Source organism: Pseudomonas sp. H3_D04 (assembly GCF_054669175.1).
In genome coordinates, this window is the sequence record NZ_CP162801.1 from 3406472 (window position 1) to 3424502 (window position 18031).

Annotated in this window: 15 protein-coding genes; 12 read left to right on the forward strand and 3 right to left on the reverse strand. The window is 61.0% G+C overall.

Annotation, left to right across the window (positions count from 1 at the left end; genetic code table 11):
* The 12 genes from nuoE to AB4N91_RS15915 all read left to right on the forward strand — a co-directional run bounded on the left by nuoE (position 1) and on the right by AB4N91_RS15915 (position 13830).
* Entirely contained in the window at positions 1-498 is a 498-nt protein-coding gene (gene nuoE, locus AB4N91_RS15860; protein ID WP_007946422.1) for an NADH-quinone oxidoreductase subunit NuoE, read from the forward strand.
* Positions 495-1850 (forward strand): NADH-quinone oxidoreductase subunit NuoF, encoded by a 1356-nt coding sequence (gene nuoF, locus AB4N91_RS15865; protein ID WP_010458862.1) that lies wholly within the window; start codon positions 495-497, stop codon positions 1848-1850. The genes nuoE and nuoF overlap by 4 nt, the downstream gene beginning before the upstream one ends.
* Positions 1851-1987: 137 nt before the next feature.
* Entirely contained in the window at positions 1988-4702 is a 2715-nt protein-coding gene (nuoG, locus tag AB4N91_RS15870) for an NADH-quinone oxidoreductase subunit NuoG (RefSeq protein WP_083377169.1), read from the forward strand.
* Positions 4699-5706, forward strand: a complete 1008-nt coding sequence (nuoH, locus tag AB4N91_RS15875) for an NADH-quinone oxidoreductase subunit NuoH (protein ID WP_008146046.1) — start codon at positions 4699-4701, stop codon at positions 5704-5706. The genes nuoG and nuoH overlap by 4 nt, the downstream gene beginning before the upstream one ends.
* A gap of 12 nt (positions 5707-5718) precedes the next feature.
* The gene (nuoI, locus tag AB4N91_RS15880) at positions 5719-6264 is read left to right on the forward strand and encodes an NADH-quinone oxidoreductase subunit NuoI (protein ID WP_007905075.1); all 546 of its coding nucleotides are present in this window, start codon (positions 5719-5721) and stop codon (positions 6262-6264) included.
* Positions 6265-6273: 9 nt separating this feature from the next.
* Complete coding sequence (gene nuoJ, locus AB4N91_RS15885; RefSeq protein WP_007905076.1) at positions 6274-6777, forward strand: NADH-quinone oxidoreductase subunit J; 504 nt, start codon at positions 6274-6276, stop codon at positions 6775-6777.
* A 2-nt stretch (positions 6778-6779) separates the two neighbouring features.
* On the forward strand, positions 6780-7088 hold the full coding sequence (gene nuoK / locus AB4N91_RS15890) for an NADH-quinone oxidoreductase subunit NuoK (RefSeq protein WP_010458852.1): 309 nt from the start codon (positions 6780-6782) through the stop codon (positions 7086-7088).
* On the forward strand, positions 7085-8938 hold the full coding sequence (gene nuoL, locus AB4N91_RS15895; RefSeq protein ID WP_010458850.1) for an NADH-quinone oxidoreductase subunit L: 1854 nt from the start codon (positions 7085-7087) through the stop codon (positions 8936-8938). The genes nuoK and nuoL overlap by 4 nt, the downstream gene beginning before the upstream one ends.
* Before the next feature lie 40 nt (positions 8939-8978).
* Complete coding sequence (gene nuoM / locus AB4N91_RS15900) at positions 8979-10511, forward strand: NADH-quinone oxidoreductase subunit M (protein ID WP_010458848.1); 1533 nt, start codon at positions 8979-8981, stop codon at positions 10509-10511.
* Positions 10512-10518: 7 nt separating this feature from the next.
* Entirely contained in the window at positions 10519-11982 is a 1464-nt protein-coding gene (gene nuoN, locus AB4N91_RS15905; protein WP_460111015.1) for an NADH-quinone oxidoreductase subunit NuoN, read from the forward strand.
* Positions 11983-12042: 60 nt separating this feature from the next.
* The gene (locus AB4N91_RS15910; RefSeq protein ID WP_460111018.1) at positions 12043-12330 is read left to right on the forward strand and encodes a helix-turn-helix domain-containing protein; all 288 of its coding nucleotides are present in this window, start codon (positions 12043-12045) and stop codon (positions 12328-12330) included.
* A gap of 174 nt (positions 12331-12504) precedes the next feature.
* On the forward strand, positions 12505-13830 hold the full coding sequence (locus AB4N91_RS15915) for an OprD family porin (RefSeq protein WP_460111021.1): 1326 nt from the start codon (positions 12505-12507) through the stop codon (positions 13828-13830).
* Positions 13831-13998: 168 nt separating this feature from the next.
* Here AB4N91_RS15915 and AB4N91_RS15920 read toward each other — a convergent pair whose 3' ends face one another.
* The 3 genes from AB4N91_RS15920 to AB4N91_RS15930 form a co-directional block, all read right to left on the reverse strand.
* Positions 13999-14331: a DUF2790 domain-containing protein gene (locus tag AB4N91_RS15920; RefSeq protein ID WP_077748809.1), complete on the reverse strand. Its 333-nt coding sequence runs from the start codon at positions 14329-14331 to the stop codon at positions 13999-14001.
* A gap of 79 nt (positions 14332-14410) precedes the next feature.
* On the reverse strand, positions 14411-14611 hold the full coding sequence (locus tag AB4N91_RS15925; RefSeq protein WP_010458836.1) for a co-regulatory protein PtrA N-terminal domain-containing protein: 201 nt from the start codon (positions 14609-14611) through the stop codon (positions 14411-14413).
* A 235-nt stretch (positions 14612-14846) separates the two neighbouring features.
* The gene (locus AB4N91_RS15930) at positions 14847-18002 is read right to left on the reverse strand and encodes a CusA/CzcA family heavy metal efflux RND transporter (RefSeq protein WP_460111025.1); all 3156 of its coding nucleotides are present in this window, start codon (positions 18000-18002) and stop codon (positions 14847-14849) included.
* Positions 18003-18031: the final 29 nt, after the last annotated feature.

Sequence of the window (18031 nt, forward strand, 5' to 3'; positions counted from 1 at the left end):
ATGAACAGCACGCTTATCCAGACAGACCGTTTCACCTTGAGTGAAACCGAGCGCTCGGCCATCGAGCACGAGCTGCATCACTACGAAGACCCGCGCGCGGCGTCGATCGAAGCCCTGAAGATCGTCCAGAAGGAACGTGGCTGGGTGCCTGACGGCGCGCTCTACGCCATCGGCGAGATCCTCGGCATCCCGGCGAGCGACGTTGAAGGCGTGGCGACGTTCTATAGCCAGATCTTCCGTCAGCCGGTCGGCCGTCACATCATTCGCGTCTGCGACAGCATGGTCTGCTACATCGGCGGCCATGAATCGGTGGTCAGCGAAATCCAGAGCAATCTGGGTATCGGCCTGGGTCAGACCACCGCCGACGGTCGTTTCACCCTGCTGCCGGTCTGCTGCCTCGGCAACTGTGACAAGGCGCCGGCGTTGATGATCGACGACGACACTTTCGGTGATGTGCAGCCTGCCGGCGTTGCCAAATTGCTCGAGGGCTACGTATGACCCTGACTTCCTTCGGTCCAGCCAACCGCATCAAGCGTTCGGCCGAGACTCACCCGCTGACCTGGCGTCTGCGCGACGACGGCGAAGCTGTCTGGCTCGACGAGTACCAGGCCAAGAACGGTTACGCGGCAGCGCGCAAAGCGTTCGCTGACATGGCTCAGGACGACATCGTCCAGACCGTGAAAGACGCCGGCCTTAAAGGTCGCGGCGGTGCAGGCTTCCCCACGGGCGTGAAGTGGGGCCTGATGCCCAAAGACGAATCCATCAACATTCGCTACCTGCTGTGCAACGCGGACGAGATGGAACCGAACACCTGGAAAGACCGCATGCTGATGGAGCAACTGCCCCATCTGCTGATCGAAGGCATGCTGATCAGTGCTCGCGCGCTGAAAACCTACCGTGGCTACATCTTCCTGCGTGGCGAATACACCACCGCCGCCAAGCACCTCAACCGTGCCGTGGAAGAAGCCAAGGCAGCCGGTCTGCTGGGCAAGAACATCCTGGGCAGCGGCTTCGATTTCGAGCTGTTCGTCCACACCGGCGCCGGGCGTTACATCTGCGGTGAAGAAACCGCACTGATCAACTCCCTGGAAGGCCGTCGCGCCAACCCGCGCTCCAAGCCGCCCTTCCCTGCCGCCGTTGGCGTGTGGGGCAAGCCAACTTGCGTGAACAACGTTGAAACCCTGTGCAACGTGCCGGCGATCATTGCCGACGGCGTGGACTGGTACAAATCGTTGGCCCGCGAAGGCAGCGAAGACATGGGCACCAAGCTCATGGGCTTCTCCGGCAAGGTCAAGAACCCTGGCCTGTGGGAATTGCCGTTCGGCGTCACCGGTCGCGAGTTGTTCGAAGACTACGCCGGCGGCATGCGCGATGGCTTCAAGCTCAAGTGCTGGCAGCCAGGCGGCGCCGGTACCGGTTTCCTGTTGCCGGAACACCTGGACGCACAAATGTACGCCGGCGGCATCGCCAAAGTGGGCACCCGTATGGGTACCGGCCTGGCCATGGCGGTGGACGACAGCGTCAACATGGTGTCCCTGCTGCGCAACATGGAAGAGTTCTTCTCCCGTGAGTCGTGCGGCTTCTGCACCCCATGCCGTGACGGTTTGCCGTGGAGCGTCAAGCTTCTGCGCGCCATCGAAAACGGTGAAGGGCAAGCCGGCGATATCGAGACCCTGCTGGGTCTGGTCGGTTTCCTCGGCCCAGGCAAGACCTTCTGTGCTCACGCACCGGGCGCCGTGGAGCCGTTGGGCAGCGCAATCAAATACTTCCGCCACGAGTTCGAAGCCGGCATCGCGCCCACCAGCGCTGTCGTCCCGCCTCTGGCAAGGCCGATCGTAGTCGGCGCGTAAACGCTTAAAAAAGCGAAGGGTCCGTGCCCTTCGCTTTGTCGTGTGATGACGCCGTAAACGGCTGTGTTGATTCACGCGAATAACAAGATTCCATTAGCCACGCCCGCTGACACCGGGCCAACGAAGAACTTTGAACCATGGCCACTATCCACGTAGACGGCAAAGAGCTCGAAGTCGATGGGGCAGACAACCTGTTACAGGCATGTCTGTCGCTAGGCCTCGATATCCCTTATTTCTGCTGGCACCCAGCCCTAGGCAGCGTTGGCGCTTGCCGCCAGTGCGCGGTCAAGCAGTACACCGACGAGAACGACAAGCGTGGTCGGATCGTCATGTCCTGCATGACCCCCGCCACCGACGGCAGCTGGATCTCCATCGACGACGAAGAAGCGAAAGTGTTTCGCGCCAGCGTCGTCGAATGGCTGATGACCAACCACCCTCACGACTGCCCGGTCTGTGAAGAAGGCGGTCACTGCCACCTGCAAGACATGACGGTGATGACCGGCCACAACGAGCGCCGTTATCGCTTCACCAAGCGTACCCACCAGAACCAGCAACTGGGCCCGTTCATTTCCCACGAAATGAACCGCTGCATCGCCTGCTACCGCTGCGTGCGCTTCTATAAGGATTACGCCGGCGGCACCGACCTCGGTGTGTTCGGCGCCCACGACAACGTGTACTTCGGTCGCGTTGAAGACGGCACCCTGGAAAGCGAGTTCTCCGGCAACCTCACCGAGGTCTGCCCGACCGGTGTGTTCACCGACAAGACTCACTCCGAGCGCTACAACCGCAAGTGGGACATGCAGTTCTCGCCGAGCATCTGCCATGGCTGCTCCAGCGGTTGCAACATCTCCCCGGGCGAGCGCTACGGTGAACTGCGTCGTATCGAAAACCGCTTCAACGGTTCGGTCAACCAGTACTTCCTGTGCGACCGTGGCCGTTTCGGCTATGGCTACGTCAACCGCGAAGACCGCCCGCGTCAGCCATTGCTGGCCAACGGCGCCAAGCTGGGCCTGGACGAAGCGCTGGATAAAGCCGCCGACCTGCTGCGTGGTCGCAACATTGTCGGTATCGGTTCGCCACGTGCCAGCCTCGAAAGCAACTACGCGTTGCGCGAACTGGTCGGCGCCGAGCACTTCTACTCCGGTATCGAAGCCGCCGAGCTGGAACGCATTCGCCTGGTCATGCAGGTGTTGAAAGACAGCCCGCTGCCGATCCCGAACATGCGCGACATCGAAGATCACGATGCGATTTTCGTCCTCGGCGAAGACCTGACCCAGACCGCTGCACGTATGGCCCTGTCCCTGCGTCAATCGGTCAAAGGCAAAGCCGAAGACATGGCCGATGCCATGCGCGTTCAGCCTTGGCTCGACGCGGCAGTGAAGAACATCGGTCAGCACGCGCTGAACCCGCTGTTCATCGCCAGCCTGGCTGAAACCAAGCTCGACGACATCGCTGAAGAATGCGTTCACGCCGCTCCAGACGACCTGGCGCGCATCGGTTTCGCCGTGGCTCACGCCCTCGACGCCAGCGCCCCGGCGGTTGAAGGCCTCGATGCTGAAGCCCTCGAACTGGCCAAGCGCATCGCCGACGCCCTGCTCGCGGCCAAGCGCCCGCTGATCATTGCCGGCACTTCCCTGGGCTCCAAAGCCCTGATCGAAGCCGCCGCCAACATCGCCAAAGCCTTGAAGCTGCGCGAGAAGAACGGTTCCATCAGCCTGATCGTGCCAGAGGCCAACAGCCTCGGCCTGGCCATGCTCGGTGGTGACTCGGTCGACGCAGCGCTGCAAGCCGTGATCGACGGCAAGGCCGACGCCCTCGTCGTGCTGGAAAACGATCTGTACACCCGCACCGACAAAGCCAAGGTTGATGCTGCCCTGACCGCCGCGAAAGTGGTGATCGTTGCAGACCATCAGAAAACCGCCACCAGCGATCGCGCGCATCTGGTTCTGCCAGCGGCCAGCTTCGCTGAAGGCGACGGTACGTTGGTCAGCCAGGAAGGTCGCGCTCAGCGCTTCTTCCAGGTGTTCGACCCGACTTACCTCGACGCGAGCATCCTGGTTCACGAAGGCTGGCGCTGGCTGCATGCCCTGCGCGCCACCCTGTTGAACCAGCCGATCGACTGGACCCAACTGGACCATGTCACCGCCGCCGTCGCCGCCAGCACACCGCAACTGGCGGGCATCGTCGACGCTGCGCCGTCCGCCGCGTTCCGTATCAAAGGCCTGAAACTGGCTCGCGAACCGCTGCGTTACTCCGGCCGTACCGCCATGCGCGCCGACATCAGCGTGCACGAACCGCGTACTTCCCAGGACATCGACACCGCGTTCTCCTTCTCCATGGAAGGTTACTCGGGCTCGGTCGAACCGCGTCAGCAAGTGCCATTCGCCTGGTCTCCGGGCTGGAACTCGCCGCAAGCCTGGAACAAGTTCCAGGACGAAGTCGGTGGTCACATCCGCGCTGGCGACCCAGGCACCCGCCTGATCGAAAGCACCGGTGATTCGCTGAACTGGTTCGCGGCTGTTCCACGTGCATTCAACCCGGCGCCGGGCACCTGGCAGGTTGTGCCGTTCTTCCACCTGTTCGGCAGCGAAGAGACCTCTTCCAAAGCCGCGCCGGTTCAGGAACGCATCCCGGCCGCTTATGTGTCGCTGGCCAAATCCGAAGCCGATCGCCTGGGTGTCAATGACGGCGCCCTGCTCAGCTTGAACGTGGCTGGCCAGACCTTGCGTCTGCCGCTGCGCATCAACGAAGAGCTGGGTGCCGGTCTGGTCGCACTGCCGGCCGGTATCGCCGGCATTCCGCCAGCGATCTTTGGCAAAACCGTTGACGGTCTGCAGGAGGCAGCTCAATGACCTGGTTCACGCCTGAAGTGATTGACGTGATCATCGCGGTCCTCAAGGCCATCGTGATTCTGCTCGCCGTGGTGGTGTGCGGCGCGCTGCTGAGCTGGGTCGAGCGTCGTCTGCTCGCCCTCTGGCAGGACCGTTACGGTCCGAACCGCGTCGGCCCGTTCGGCGCATTCCAGATTGCAGCCGACATGATCAAGATGTTCTTCAAGGAAGACTGGACGCCACCGTTCGCCGACAAGGTGATCTTCACCCTGGCACCGGTCGTGGCCATGAGCGCCTTGCTGATTGCCTTCGCGATCATCCCGATCACCCCGACCTGGGGTGTGGCGGACATCAACATCGGCATCCTGTTCTTCTTCGCCATGGCCGGTCTGTCGGTCTACGCGGTGCTGTTCGCCGGCTGGTCCAGCAACAACAAGTTCGCCCTGCTGGGCAGCTTGCGGGCCTCGGCGCAAACCGTGTCGTACGAAGTGTTCATGGGCCTGTCGCTGATGGGCATCGTGATCCAGGTCGGCTCGTTCAACATGCGCGACATCGTTGAATACCAGGCGCAGAACCTGTGGTTCGTGATTCCGCAGATCTTCGGTTTCCTGACCTTCTTCATCGCCGGCGTCGCCGTAACTCACCGTCACCCGTTCGACCAGCCGGAAGCGGAGCAGGAACTGGCCGACGGTTACCACATTGAATATGCCGGCATGAAATGGGGCATGTTCTTCGTCGGCGAGTACATCGGCATCGTGTTGATTTCGGCGCTGCTGGTGACCTTGTTCTTCGGTGGCTGGCACGGTCCGTTTGGCATTCTGCCGCAGATCCCGTTCATCTGGTTCGCGCTCAAAACCGCGTTCTTCATCATGTTCTTCATCCTGCTGCGCGCCTCGATCCCGCGCCCACGGTATGACCAAGTGATGGATTTCAGCTGGAAGTTCTGCCTGCCGCTGACCCTCGTCAACATGCTGGTGACCGCTGCGATCGTGTTGCTCAACACGCCCGCCGTCGCGGCTCAGTGAGGATAGAGAATCATGAAGTACATATTTGACATCGTGCATGGCTTCTTCACCCAGCTTCGCAGCCTGGTGATGATCTTCGGCCATGCCTTCCGCAAGCGCGACACGCTGCAGTACCCGGAAGAAGCCGTGTACCTGCCGCCGCGCTTTCGTGGCCGTATCGTCCTGACCCGCGACCCTGATGGCGAAGAGCGTTGTGTCGCCTGCAACCTGTGCGCCGTGGCGTGCCCGGTAGGCTGCATCTCGCTGCAGAAAGCTGAAACCGAAGACGGTCGCTGGTACCCGGACTTCTTCCGCATCAACTTCTCGCGCTGCATTTTCTGCGGCCTCTGCGAGGAAGCCTGCCCGACCACCGCGATCCAGCTGACACCGGATTTCGAGATGGCCGAGTTCAAACGTCAGGACCTGGTTTACGAGAAAGAAGATCTGCTGATCTCCGGCCCCGGCAAAAACCCTGATTACAACTTCTATCGTGTTGCAGGTATGGCGATTGCCGGGAAGCCTAAAGGCTCCGCGCAGAATGAAGCCCAGCCGATCAACGTGAAGAGCTTGCTGCCTTAAGGAAGAAAGATGGAATTCGCTTTCTATTTCGCATCGGGTATCGCTGTGGTGTCCACGCTTCGCGTGATCACCAACACTAACCCTGTGCACGCCCTGCTCTACCTGATCATTTCGCTGATCGCCGTGGCCATGACGTTCTTCGCCCTCGGCGCACCGTTTGCCGGTGTGCTGGAAGTGATCGCCTACGCTGGCGCCATCATGGTGCTGTTCGTGTTCGTGGTGATGATGCTGAACCTGGGCCCGGCCTCGGTTCAGCAAGAGCGCGTCTGGCTCAAGCCCGGCATCTGGCTCGGACCGGTCGCCCTCGGCACCCTGCTGCTGGTTGAACTGTTGTACGTACTGTTCAGCGACGCCAGCGGCCAGGCCATCGGCCACACCACCGTAGACGCCAAGGCCGTGGGCATCAGCCTGTTCGGTCCTTATCTGCTGGTGGTCGAACTCGCCTCGATGCTGCTGCTTGCCGCAGCCGTCACGGCGTTCCACTTGGGCCGCAACGAAGCCAAGGAGCAATGACGATGCCTGCTATCCCTTTGGAGCATGGTCTGGCGGTCGCCGGCATCTTGTTCTGCCTCGGTCTGGTCGGCCTGATGGTCCGGCGCAACATTCTCTTCGTGCTGATGAGCCTGGAGATCATGATGAATGCCTCCGCCTTGGCCTTCATCGTCGCCGGTAGCCGCTGGGGTCAGCCGGATGGACAGATCATGTTCATCCTGGTGATCAGCCTGGCAGCCGCCGAGGCCAGTATTGGCCTGGCGATTCTGTTGCAGCTGTATCGCCGCTTCCACACTCTCGATATCGACGCTGCCAGCGAGATGCGCGGATGAATCTTCTCTATCTGACTTTCGTATTCCCTCTCATAGGTTTCCTGCTGCTGTCGTTCTCACGCGGCCGCTTCTCGGAAAACCTGTCGGCGCTGATTGGCGTCGGTTCCATCGGCTTGTCTGCCATTGTCACGGCCTACGTGATCTGGCAATTCAACGTCGCCCCGCCTGAAGGCGGTCACTACACGCAAGTGTTGTGGCAGTGGATGGCGGTGGAAGGCTTCACGCCGAACTTCGCGCTGTACCTGGATGGCCTGTCAGTGACCATGCTCGGCGTGGTCGTCGGTGTCGGCTTCCTGATCCACCTGTTCGCGTCCTGGTACATGCGCGGTGAAGCCGGTTACTCGCGCTTCTTCGCCTACACCAACCTGTTTATCGCCAGCATGCTGTTCCTGGTCCTGGGCGATAACCTGTTGTTCCTGTACTTCGGTTGGGAAGGCGTGGGCCTGTGCTCGTACCTGTTGATCGGTTTCTACTACAGCAACCGCAACAACGGTAACGCGGCACTCAAAGCCTTCATCGTGACCCGTATCGGCGACGTGTTCATGGCGATCGGCCTGTTCATCCTGTTCCAACAGTTGGGCACGCTGAACATCCAGGAACTGCTGGTGCTGGCACCGCAGAAATTCCAGGCCGGCGACTTCTGGATGGTCATGGCCACCCTGATGCTGCTGGGCGGCGCTGTCGGTAAATCCGCGCAACTGCCACTGCAAACCTGGCTGGCGGACGCAATGGCCGGTCCTACCCCTGTTTCGGCACTGATCCACGCCGCAACGATGGTGACCGCGGGCGTCTACCTGATTGCCCGTACCCACGGCCTGTTTGCGTTGGCGCCGGACATCCTGCAGCTCGTTGGCATCGTCGGCGGCGTGACCCTGGTACTCGCCGGTTTTGCCGCACTGGTCCAGACCGACATCAAACGTATCCTCGCCTACTCGACCATGAGCCAGATCGGCTACATGTTCCTGGCGCTGGGCGTTGGCGCATGGGATGGCGCGATTTTCCACCTGATGACCCACGCCTTCTTCAAGGCACTGTTGTTCCTTGCGTCCGGTGCGGTGATCGTTGCCTGCCACCACGAGCAGAACATCTTCAAGATGGGCGGCCTGTGGAAGAAACTGCCGCTGGCCTACGCCAGCTTCATCGTCGGCGGCGCGGCACTGTCCGCCCTGCCACTGGTGACCGCAGGCTTCTACTCCAAGGACGAAATCCTCTGGGAAGCGTTTGCCAGCGGCAACCACGGTCTGCTCTACGCAGGTCTGGTCGGCGCGTTCATGACTTCGCTGTACACCTTCCGCCTGATCTTCATCGCGTTCCACGGTGAAGCGAAGACTGAAGCGCACGCCGGTCACGGCATCGCTCACTGGTTGCCGCTGTCGGTGCTGATCGTGCTGTCGACCTTCGTCGGCGCCATGATCGTTCCGCCACTGCACGGCGTGCTGCCGGAAAGCGTCGGCCATGCCGGCGGCGAAGCCAAGCACAGCCTGGAAATCGCCTCGGGCGCCATCGCCCTGGCCGGTATCCTGCTGGCCGCGCTGCTGTTCCTCGGCAAGCGTCGTTTCGTCACTGCAATCGCCAACAGCGGCATCGGCCGCTTCCTTTCGGCCTGGTGGTTCGCTGCCTGGGGCTTCGACTGGATCTACGACAAACTGTTCGTCAAGCCATACCTTGCGATCAGCCACGCACTGCGCAAAGACCCGCTCGACCAGACCATCGGTCTGATCCCGCGTATGGCCAAAGGCGGTCACACCGCCCTGAGCCGTACCGAAACCGGTCAACTGCGTTGGTACGCGGCATCGATGGCAGCCGGCTCCGTGCTGGTCATCGGCGCCATCGTGCTGGTAGCGGTCTGAATATGAACCTTGCGAACTTGCGAAAGGAATTGAGCCCGTCATGATTCTGCCTTGGCTAATCCTGATCCCCTTCATCGGCGGCCTGCTGTGCTGGATGGGTGAGCGCTTCGGCGCTACCCTCCCCCGCTGGATTGCGCTGTTGACCATGACCCTGGAACTCGCGCTCGGCCTCTGGCTGTGGGCCCACGGTAATTATTCATTTGCTCCGGCGCCTGGCGCCGATCCGACCTGGGCGCTTGAGTTCAAGCACATCTGGATCGAGCGCTTCGGCATCAGCGTGCACCTGGCGCTCGATGGCCTGTCGCTGCTGATGATCCTGCTGACCGGTCTGCTGGGTATCCTCTCGGTACTCTGCTCGTGGAAAGAGATCCAGCGTCACGTCGGCTTCTTCCACTTGAACCTGATGTGGATCCTGGGCGGTGTCGTCGGCGTGTTCCTAGCCCTCGACCTGTTCATGTTCTTCTTCTTCTGGGAAATGATGCTGGTGCCGATGTACTTCCTCATCGCGCTCTGGGGTCACAGTTCTTCGGACGGCAAGAAAACCCGGATCTACGCGGCGACCAAGTTCTTCATCTTCACTCAGGCGTCCGGCCTGATCATGTTGGTGGCGATCCTGGGGCTGGTGTTGGTCAACTTCAACAGCACCGGCGTGATCACGTTCAACTACGCCGACCTGCTGAAAACCAAGATGTCGCTCACCACCGAGTACATCCTGATGCTCGGCTTCTTCATCGCCTTCGCGGTGAAGCTGCCCGTGGTGCCGTTCCACTCCTGGCTGCCTGACGCTCACGCCCAGGCACCAACAGCGGGTTCGGTCGACCTGGCCGGTATCTTGTTGAAGACGGCGGCTTACGGTCTGCTGCGTTTCGCCCTGCCGCTGTTCCCGAATGCCTCGGCCGAGTTCGCGCCGATTGCCATGACCCTGGGTCTGATCGGGATCTTCTACGGTGCGTTCCTGGCCTTCGCCCAAACCGACATCAAGCGTCTGATCGCCTACTCCTCCGTTTCCCACATGGGCTTCGTGTTGATCGGCATCTACTCCGGCAGCCAACTGGCGCTGCAGGGCGCGGTGATGCAGATGCTGGCGCACGGTCTGTCGGCCGCGGCACTCTTTATCCTCAGCGGTCAGTTGTACGAACGTACCCACACCCGCGACATGCGTGAAATGGGTGGCCTGTGGTCGAAGATCGCTTACCTGCCGGCCATCAGCCTGTTCTTTGCCGCCGCGTCCCTGGGCTTGCCGGGTACCGGTAACTTTGTGGGTGAGTTCCTGATCCTGATCGGCACGTTCCCGGCCGCCCCATGGATCACGATCATTGCGACGTCCGGTCTGGTGTTCGGTTCGGTCTACTCGCTGATCATGATCCACCGTGCCTACTTCGGCCCGTCCAAATCGGACGCGGTGCTGCATGGCATGGATGGTCGCGAACTGATCATGGTGGTCGGTCTGGCGGCACTGCTGATTTACATCGGCGTGTACCCGCAACCGTTCCTCGATACCTCTGCTGCGACGATGCATGGCGTGCAGCAATGGCTCGGCACCGCCTTCACTCAACTCGCTTCGGCCCGGTAAGAGCGCTATGGAATTCACGACTCAACACTTTATTGCGCTTGCGCCGTTGTTGATCACCAGCGCCACGATCATCGTGGTGATGCTGGCAATCGCCTGGCGCCGCAACCACTCACAGACCTTCCTGATCTCCGTGGCGGGTCTGAACCTGGCGTTGCTGTCGATCCTGCCAGCCCTGAAAGTCGCGCCCCTGGCCGTGACTCCGTTGCTGCAGATCGACACCTTCGCTTGCCTGTACATGGCGCTGATCCTGGTCGCCACCCTCGCCTGTGTAACCCTCGCCCACGCCTACCTTGGCGATGGCGGCTCGGGTTACCCGGGCAACCGTGAAGAACTTTACCTGCTGATCCTGATGGCCGCCGCCGGTGGCCTGGTCCTGGTCAGCGCGCAGCACCTGGCCGGGTTGTTCATCGGTCTGGAACTGCTTTCGGTGCCGGTCTACGGTCTGGTGGCTTATGCCTTCTTCAACAAGCGCTCGCTGGAAGCCGGTATCAAGTACATGGTGCTGTCGGCCGCCGGTTCCGCGTTCCTGTTGTTCGGTATGGCCCTGCTCTACGCCGACTCCGGCAGCCTGAGCTTCGTCGGTATCGGCCAGGCCCTCGCGGCCACCGGCCTGCCAAGCTCGCTGGCACAACTGGGCCTGGGCATGATGCTGATCGGTCTGGCGTTCAAACTGTCGCTGGTTCCGTTCCACCTCTGGACCCCGGACGTCTACGAAGGTGCTCCGGCACCGGTGGCGGCGTTCCTGGCGACCGCGTCCAAAGTGGCTGTCTTCGCGGTGATGGTGCGTCTGTTCCAGATCTCCCCGGCGGCAAGCAGCGGTGTGCTGAGCGACGTGCTGACCATCATCGCCATTGCGTCGATCCTGTTCGGTAACCTGCTGGCACTGACCCAGAGCAACCTCAAGCGTCTGCTGGGTTACTCGTCCATCGCTCACTTCGGTTATCTGCTGATTGCCCTGGTGGCAAGCAAGGGTCTGGCCGTGGAAGCCATCGGCGTGTACCTGGTCACCTACGTCATCACCAGCCTCGGCGCGTTCGGCGTGATCACGCTGATGTCCTCGCCGTACAACGGCCGTGACGCCGATGCCCTGTACGAATACCGCGGCCTGTTCTGGCGCCGTCCGTACCTGACCGCCGTCATGACCGTGATGATGCTGTCCCTGGCCGGCATTCCGCTGACCGCGGGCTTCATCGGCAAGTTCTACATCATCGCCACCGGTGTCGAGTCGCACCAATGGTGGCTGGTCGGTTCCCTGGTACTGGGCAGCGCCATCGGCGTCTTCTACTACCTGCGCGTCATGGTCACCTTGTACCTGATCGAACCGAACCTGCGTCGCCACGATGCGCAACTGCACTGGGAACAACGTGCAGGCGGCGTGATGCTGCTGGCCATCGCTCTGGTGGCATTCTTCCTCGGCGTCTACCCGCAGCCATTGCTGAACCTGGTTCAGCAGGCGGGTCTGGCGGGCTGATCGCATAGCGACACTCGGTAGAAAACAGAAACGGCACCTTCGGGTGCCGTTTTTGCGTTTGTGGATGGCCTCGAAGCGCTGGCCGAAGAGCGCCAAGGCAAGATCACTCTGCGCACCCACAAGGTCCAGCTGCCAAAACTGATGCCCATCACGGCTGAGGAAGTGGTTGCCATACGCCAACAGCTCAACCTCTCCCGGCCAGTGTTCGCCATGTATCTGCGCACCAACATCCGAACCCTCGAGAACTGGGAACAGGGACGGGCAATACCCAATGCCCAAGCCACGACCCTGATACGTCTGGTTGAACGCTTTCCGCAAACGATCGAACAGCTCGCAGCGCTGACCTGAATGCTCGGGGCTGTTACTCCAGCCACATAACGAAATTGTAATTCCCCCATCACCTTGGCGTTATCCGCAGCTTGCAACGATGTCACCCGGCGACCATGCCGGCGGGCCTTCTCCGCCGAACAATAAAACCCACGCCGAAGCACGTTCCCGTCTGCCGAACCCAAGGAGTGATTGATGGTTAACAATACAAAAATGTCGATGGCCGCTTTAGCGGTGGTGGTCGGCTCCGGACCGTCCATGGTAATGGCGGATGAAAAAGCCGAAGGGTTTATCGAGGGCAGCAGCCTGACGGTGCTCAACCGTAATTTCTACTTCAACCGTGATCACCGCAATGGCCAGTCCAGCCCCACCGGCAATGGTTATTCAGAAACCTGGGCCCATGCAGTGATCAGCAAGTTCGAATCCGGGTTTACCCAAGGCACTGTCGGCGTCGGTGTCGATGCGTTTTCGATGATCGGCCTGAAGCTCGACACCGGTGACGGCCGCAACGGTGGCCGCAGTTCGTTTGATGTGCTGCCCGTCAACAGTGATGGCGAGGCGCGGGACGAGTACACCAAGGTCGGTGGAGCCGCCAAAGTGCGAGCCTTCGATACGGTGGTCAAGGTCGGTGACGTGTTCCCGGCCAACCCGGTGGTGGCGGCAGGTGACTCGCGATTGCTGCCGGAGAGCTTTCGCGGTGTGACGGCGGTCAACACCAGCCTCGAGGGTCTGTCGGTTCAGGGCGGTCGGCTGCATGCGATGAGCCAACCCGTGTCCAGCGATATGCGCGAGAACTTCGCCACGTTTTATGCCGGCCCGGTCAATTCGCCATGGATCGCTTACGGTGGCGGCGACTATGCACTGAACAAGAACCTCAGCTTCAGCCTCTACTCCAGCCGCCTCAAGGATGCCTGGAATCAGTACTACGCCGGCACTGCCTGGACCTATCCGCTATCGGATGACCTGTCGCTGTTTGGCGGCCTGAACTATTACAAGGCGGTCGACGAAGGCAAACAACTGCTCGGCAAGCTCGACAACAACATCTGGAGCGGCCGGGTGGGCGTGAAACTCGGCGCGCACTCCGTTGCGCTTTCACACCAGCGCAACAACGGCAACGACGACTTCGATTACCTGCGTCAATCCGACTCGATCTTCCTCGACAACTCCATCCAGTACAACGACTTCAACTCGCCCAAGGAACGTTCGTGGATGGCGCGCTACGACCTCGACATGACCACTTACGGCGTACCGGGGCTCTCGTTCATGACTCGTTACGCCCGAGGCACTGACGCCGATTACACCAACGCCAACGCCGTGTACATGCGCCGCGATGCTGACGGCAATCCACTGACCGACCAGAAGCGCTGGGAACGTGATGTCGAAGTCAAATACGTGGTGCAGAGTGGTTCGATGAAAGACCTGTCGCTGCGTTTGCGCCAGGCCACGACGCGCGCCACGGCATTTGAATCGGATTTGAATGAAGTGCGGGTGATTGTCGAGTACCCGTTGGCGATTCTCTGATCAAGCGGCTGATACACATTCACCTTTAGAAGCTCCTTGCTCCTTTGGTAAGAGGTGAATCTTTGGCGTCCTTCGGGGCGCCTTTTTTATGCCTGAGTAAAACCTGCAGGCGTTGCCGAAGGTTCGGCAGCGCCTGCAGGGATTCCGGCCCTGGTCATCAGGGCAGTGTCAGCTGCCACGATTGCGGCAATCCCCCGCCACGGTGTATCTGATGGTGTTGAGTTGGCCTTTCGAGTCTTCATAGGTCATGGCGGCAGGCACCACAGCGCAAGCCACTTGCGGACGCACAACGCTTACCACTTTTGCCACGTCCAGCTTCATTCCGTATTCGTAGTCCTTGACCTGCGGCGCCGGTTTGCCCTGGTTGGCCGCGTACTGCTCCATGGCTTTGGTGTTAGCACTCAGCGCCCGCTCGAACGTCCGGTCACCACCCCCCTCGGCAAACACATTCAGGGACATCGCCAGCATGCCGGCGAACGTCATCAACTGAAGTACTTTCATATCCACTCCCCTCCAATCCTGGCTCAAAAAAAAGCCCGGCATCGGGACTCGATGACAGGCCTGTTCAAGTGCGATGCGCTTACAAGTCGTTGGTGTTGTCGTCTTTCTTTTCATTGACGACGACCGGGTCGCGCGCTTTTTCCTTGGCGACGAACAGCTCTACGGAGCGGTCATTGGCAGTCATCATGCGTTGGAACGTTCGGTCACCGCCGCCTTCGGCCAAGGCCAGAGAAGACATCGCCAACGCTGCTGCAAAGGTACTGATGTGTGCAAATTTCATGGTTGATTCCTCGTTTGGTAGCTGACGGAATCAAGGTAACAATCCGAACCTTTCGTGACGGTGGCGCACAAATTACATATCCGTTATGTGGGGTAGGCAGGTCAGGCCTGAGAAAGAACTGTGGCGAGGGAGCTTGCTCCCGCTGGGGCGCGAAGCGGCCCCCGCTCTTCATCTGAAAAGCGGGGCCTGCTGCGCAGTCCAGCGGGAGCAAGCTCCCTCGCCACAGGGTTTGTGTTCACGGTTGGGTGGGGATCGTGTCCTCATCGCGGCGATGGGCGAGCTGATACAACGCCGGCAAGATCAGCAACGTCAGGATGGTGGAGGACAGGATTCCACCGATCACTACGGTTGCGAGCGGTCGCTGCACTTCCGCGCCAGTACCGGTCGCCAGGGCCATCGGAATAAAGCCCAGGGACGCCACCAGCGCCGTCATCAACACCGGGCGCAAACGTGTCAGCGCTCCAACGTTGATCGCATCAGACAGTGAACGCCCCTCCTCCCGCAGGTTGCGGATGAACGCGATCATCACCAGCCCGTTGAGCACTGCGACCCCCGACAGCGCGATGAAGCCCACCCCCGCCGAGATCGACAACGGAATATCCCGCAACCACAGCGCCATGACCCCGCCGGTCAACGCAAACGGAATCCCGGTGAACACCAGCAAGCCATCCTTGAGGTTGTTGAACATCATGAACAGCAACCCGAACACCAGCAGCAACGCCACCGGCACCACGATCCGCAGGCGCTTGGCCGCCGATTGCAGTTGCTCGAACTGCCCGCCCCAACTTGTCCAGTAACCCGCGGGCACCTGCACCTCTCGCTCGATCACCTCGCCCGCCTCTGCGACGAACGAACCGATATCGCGCCCGCGCACGTTGGCGCTGACGATCACCAGGCGCTTGCCGTTCTCACGGCTGACCTGATTGGGTCCCAGCACCAGATCAAGGCTGGCGACTTCCTTCAAGGCAATAAAACCAATCTGATCGGCCGCGGCATTGAGCGGTGCCGGCACCGGAATCAACAGCGCCGACAAACCGTCGATGTCCTTGCGCATGGCATCGGACAATCGCACCACCATGTCGAACCGTCGGTCACCCTCATACAATGTGCCGGCCTGACGCCCACCCACCGCGACGGCAATGGTGTCCTGCACATCGCCGATGTTGAGCCCGTAACGCGCCGCCTTGTCGCGATCGATGTTGATGGTCAGCACCGGCAGCCCGGTGGTTTGTTCGACCTTGACCTCGGACGCACCGTTGACCTTCTGCATCGCGGCGGCAATCTTCGCTGCCGTGGCGTTGAGCACGCCCATGTCATCGCCGAACACTTTGACCGCGACGTCGCTGCGCACACCGGAGATCAGTTCGTTGAAGCGCAACTGGATCGGCTGCGACAGTTCATAGTTGCTGCCCGGCAACGTCGCGGCGGCCTGTTGCAGTTCCGCCATCAGGGTTTCGCGAGACTTGCCCGGGTCCGGCCATTGCTCTTTTGGCTTGAGCATCACGTAGCTGTCGGAGATGTTCGGCGGCATCGGGTCGGAGGCGATTTCCGCGGTGCCGGTGCGGGCGAACACCCGCTCGACTTCCGGCACTTTGTTGAGGATCAACGTCTCCAGACGCTGCTGCATGTCCACCGATTGCGTGAGGCTGGTGCCCGGCACGCGCAAGGCTTGCAGGGCGAAATCACCTTCGCTGAGGCTCGGCACAAACTCGCTGCCCATGCGGCTGGTCAGCACGCCGCTGAGCACGATCACACCCAGCGCTGCGCCCACCGCCACGGCGCGATGGTTCATCACCCACGCCAGCGCCGGCGCATACACCCGGCGCGCACCGCGCATCACGATGCCCTCTTCTTCCTTGACCTTGCCGGTGACAAACAACGCAATCGCCGCCGGCACAAAGGTCACCGACAGCAGCATGGCGCCGAGCAACGCGATTACCACCGTGAACGCCATCGGGTGGAACATTTTCCCTTCGACGCCGCTCAAGGCGAAGATCGGCAGGTACACGACCATGATGATCAACTGACCGAATATCAGCGGTCTCCGCGCCTCTTTGGCCGCCGCAAATACTTCATGGAAGCGCTCGGAACGGGTCAGCAATCGTCCGTGATGCTGCTGCGCATGGGCCAGCCGTCGCAGGGTGTTTTCGACAATCACCACCGCGCCGTCGACGATGATGCCGAAGTCGAGTGCCCCCAGGCTCATCAGGTTGGCGCTGACCTTGTTGCTGAACATGCCGGTGAAAGTGAACAGCATCGACAGCGGAATCACCATCGCGGTAATCAATGCCGCACGGATGTTGCCCAGGAACAGGAACAGAATTGCGATCACCAGAATCGCACCTTCAATCAGGTTCTTTTTCACGGTAGCGATGGCTTTGTCCACGAGGTGCGTGCGGTCGTACACCGGCACCGCGATCACGCCTTTGGGCAGCGATCGGTTGATCTGTTCCAGCTTGCTGGCGACGGCCTGGGACACGGTGCGGCTGTTTTCGCCGATCAGCATGAACACGGTACCGAGCACCACTTCACGGCCGTTCTCCGTAGCCGCGCCGCTGCGCAGTTCGCGGCCGATGTCCACGGTGGCGACGTTCTTCACCCGGATCGGCGTGCCATCGACGTTGGCCATGACGATATTGGCGATGTCCTCGGTGCTCGCCACTTGTCCCGGCGCACGAATCAGCAACTGCTCACCGCTGCGCTCGATGTACCCGGCGCCGACGTTGGCGTTATTGCGCTCAAGCGCCGTGATCAGGTCGGTGAGGGTCAGCTTGTACGCCGCCAGCCGTTTCAGATCGGGAGCGATCTGGTATTCCTTGGCAAAGCCGCCGATGGTGTTGATCTCGGCCACGCCAGGGACATTGCGCAGTTGCGGCTTGATGATCCAGTCCTGAATCACCCGAAGATCGGTCGGTGTATAGGCGCTACCGTCGTCCTTGAGCGCGCCGTCTCTGGCTTCCACGGTCCACAGGAAAATTTCGCCGAGGCCGGTGGAAATCGGCCCCATCACCGCTTCGGTGCCCTCGGGCAATTGCTCCTTGGCGATCTGCAACCGCTCGTTGACCAATTGCCGGGCGAAGAACAGGTCGGTGCCGTCCTTGAAAATCACCGTGACTTGCGACAGCCCCGAACGCGACAGCGAACGGGTCTGTTCCAGCGCCGGCAGACCGGCCATGGCGGTTTCAATCGGGAAGGTGATGCGCTGCTCGGTTTCCAGCGGCGAGAACCCGGCGGCGCCGGTGTTGATTTGCACCTGGACATTGGTGATGTCGGGCACGGCGTCGATCGGCAGTTTTTGATAACTGGCGATCCCGAGGCCGGCCATGAGCAGAACGGCGAGCAGCACGATAATGCGCTGCTCGATGGCAAACTGGATCAGGCGTTCGAACATGAGAACCTTCCACGGATTAATGGGCGTCT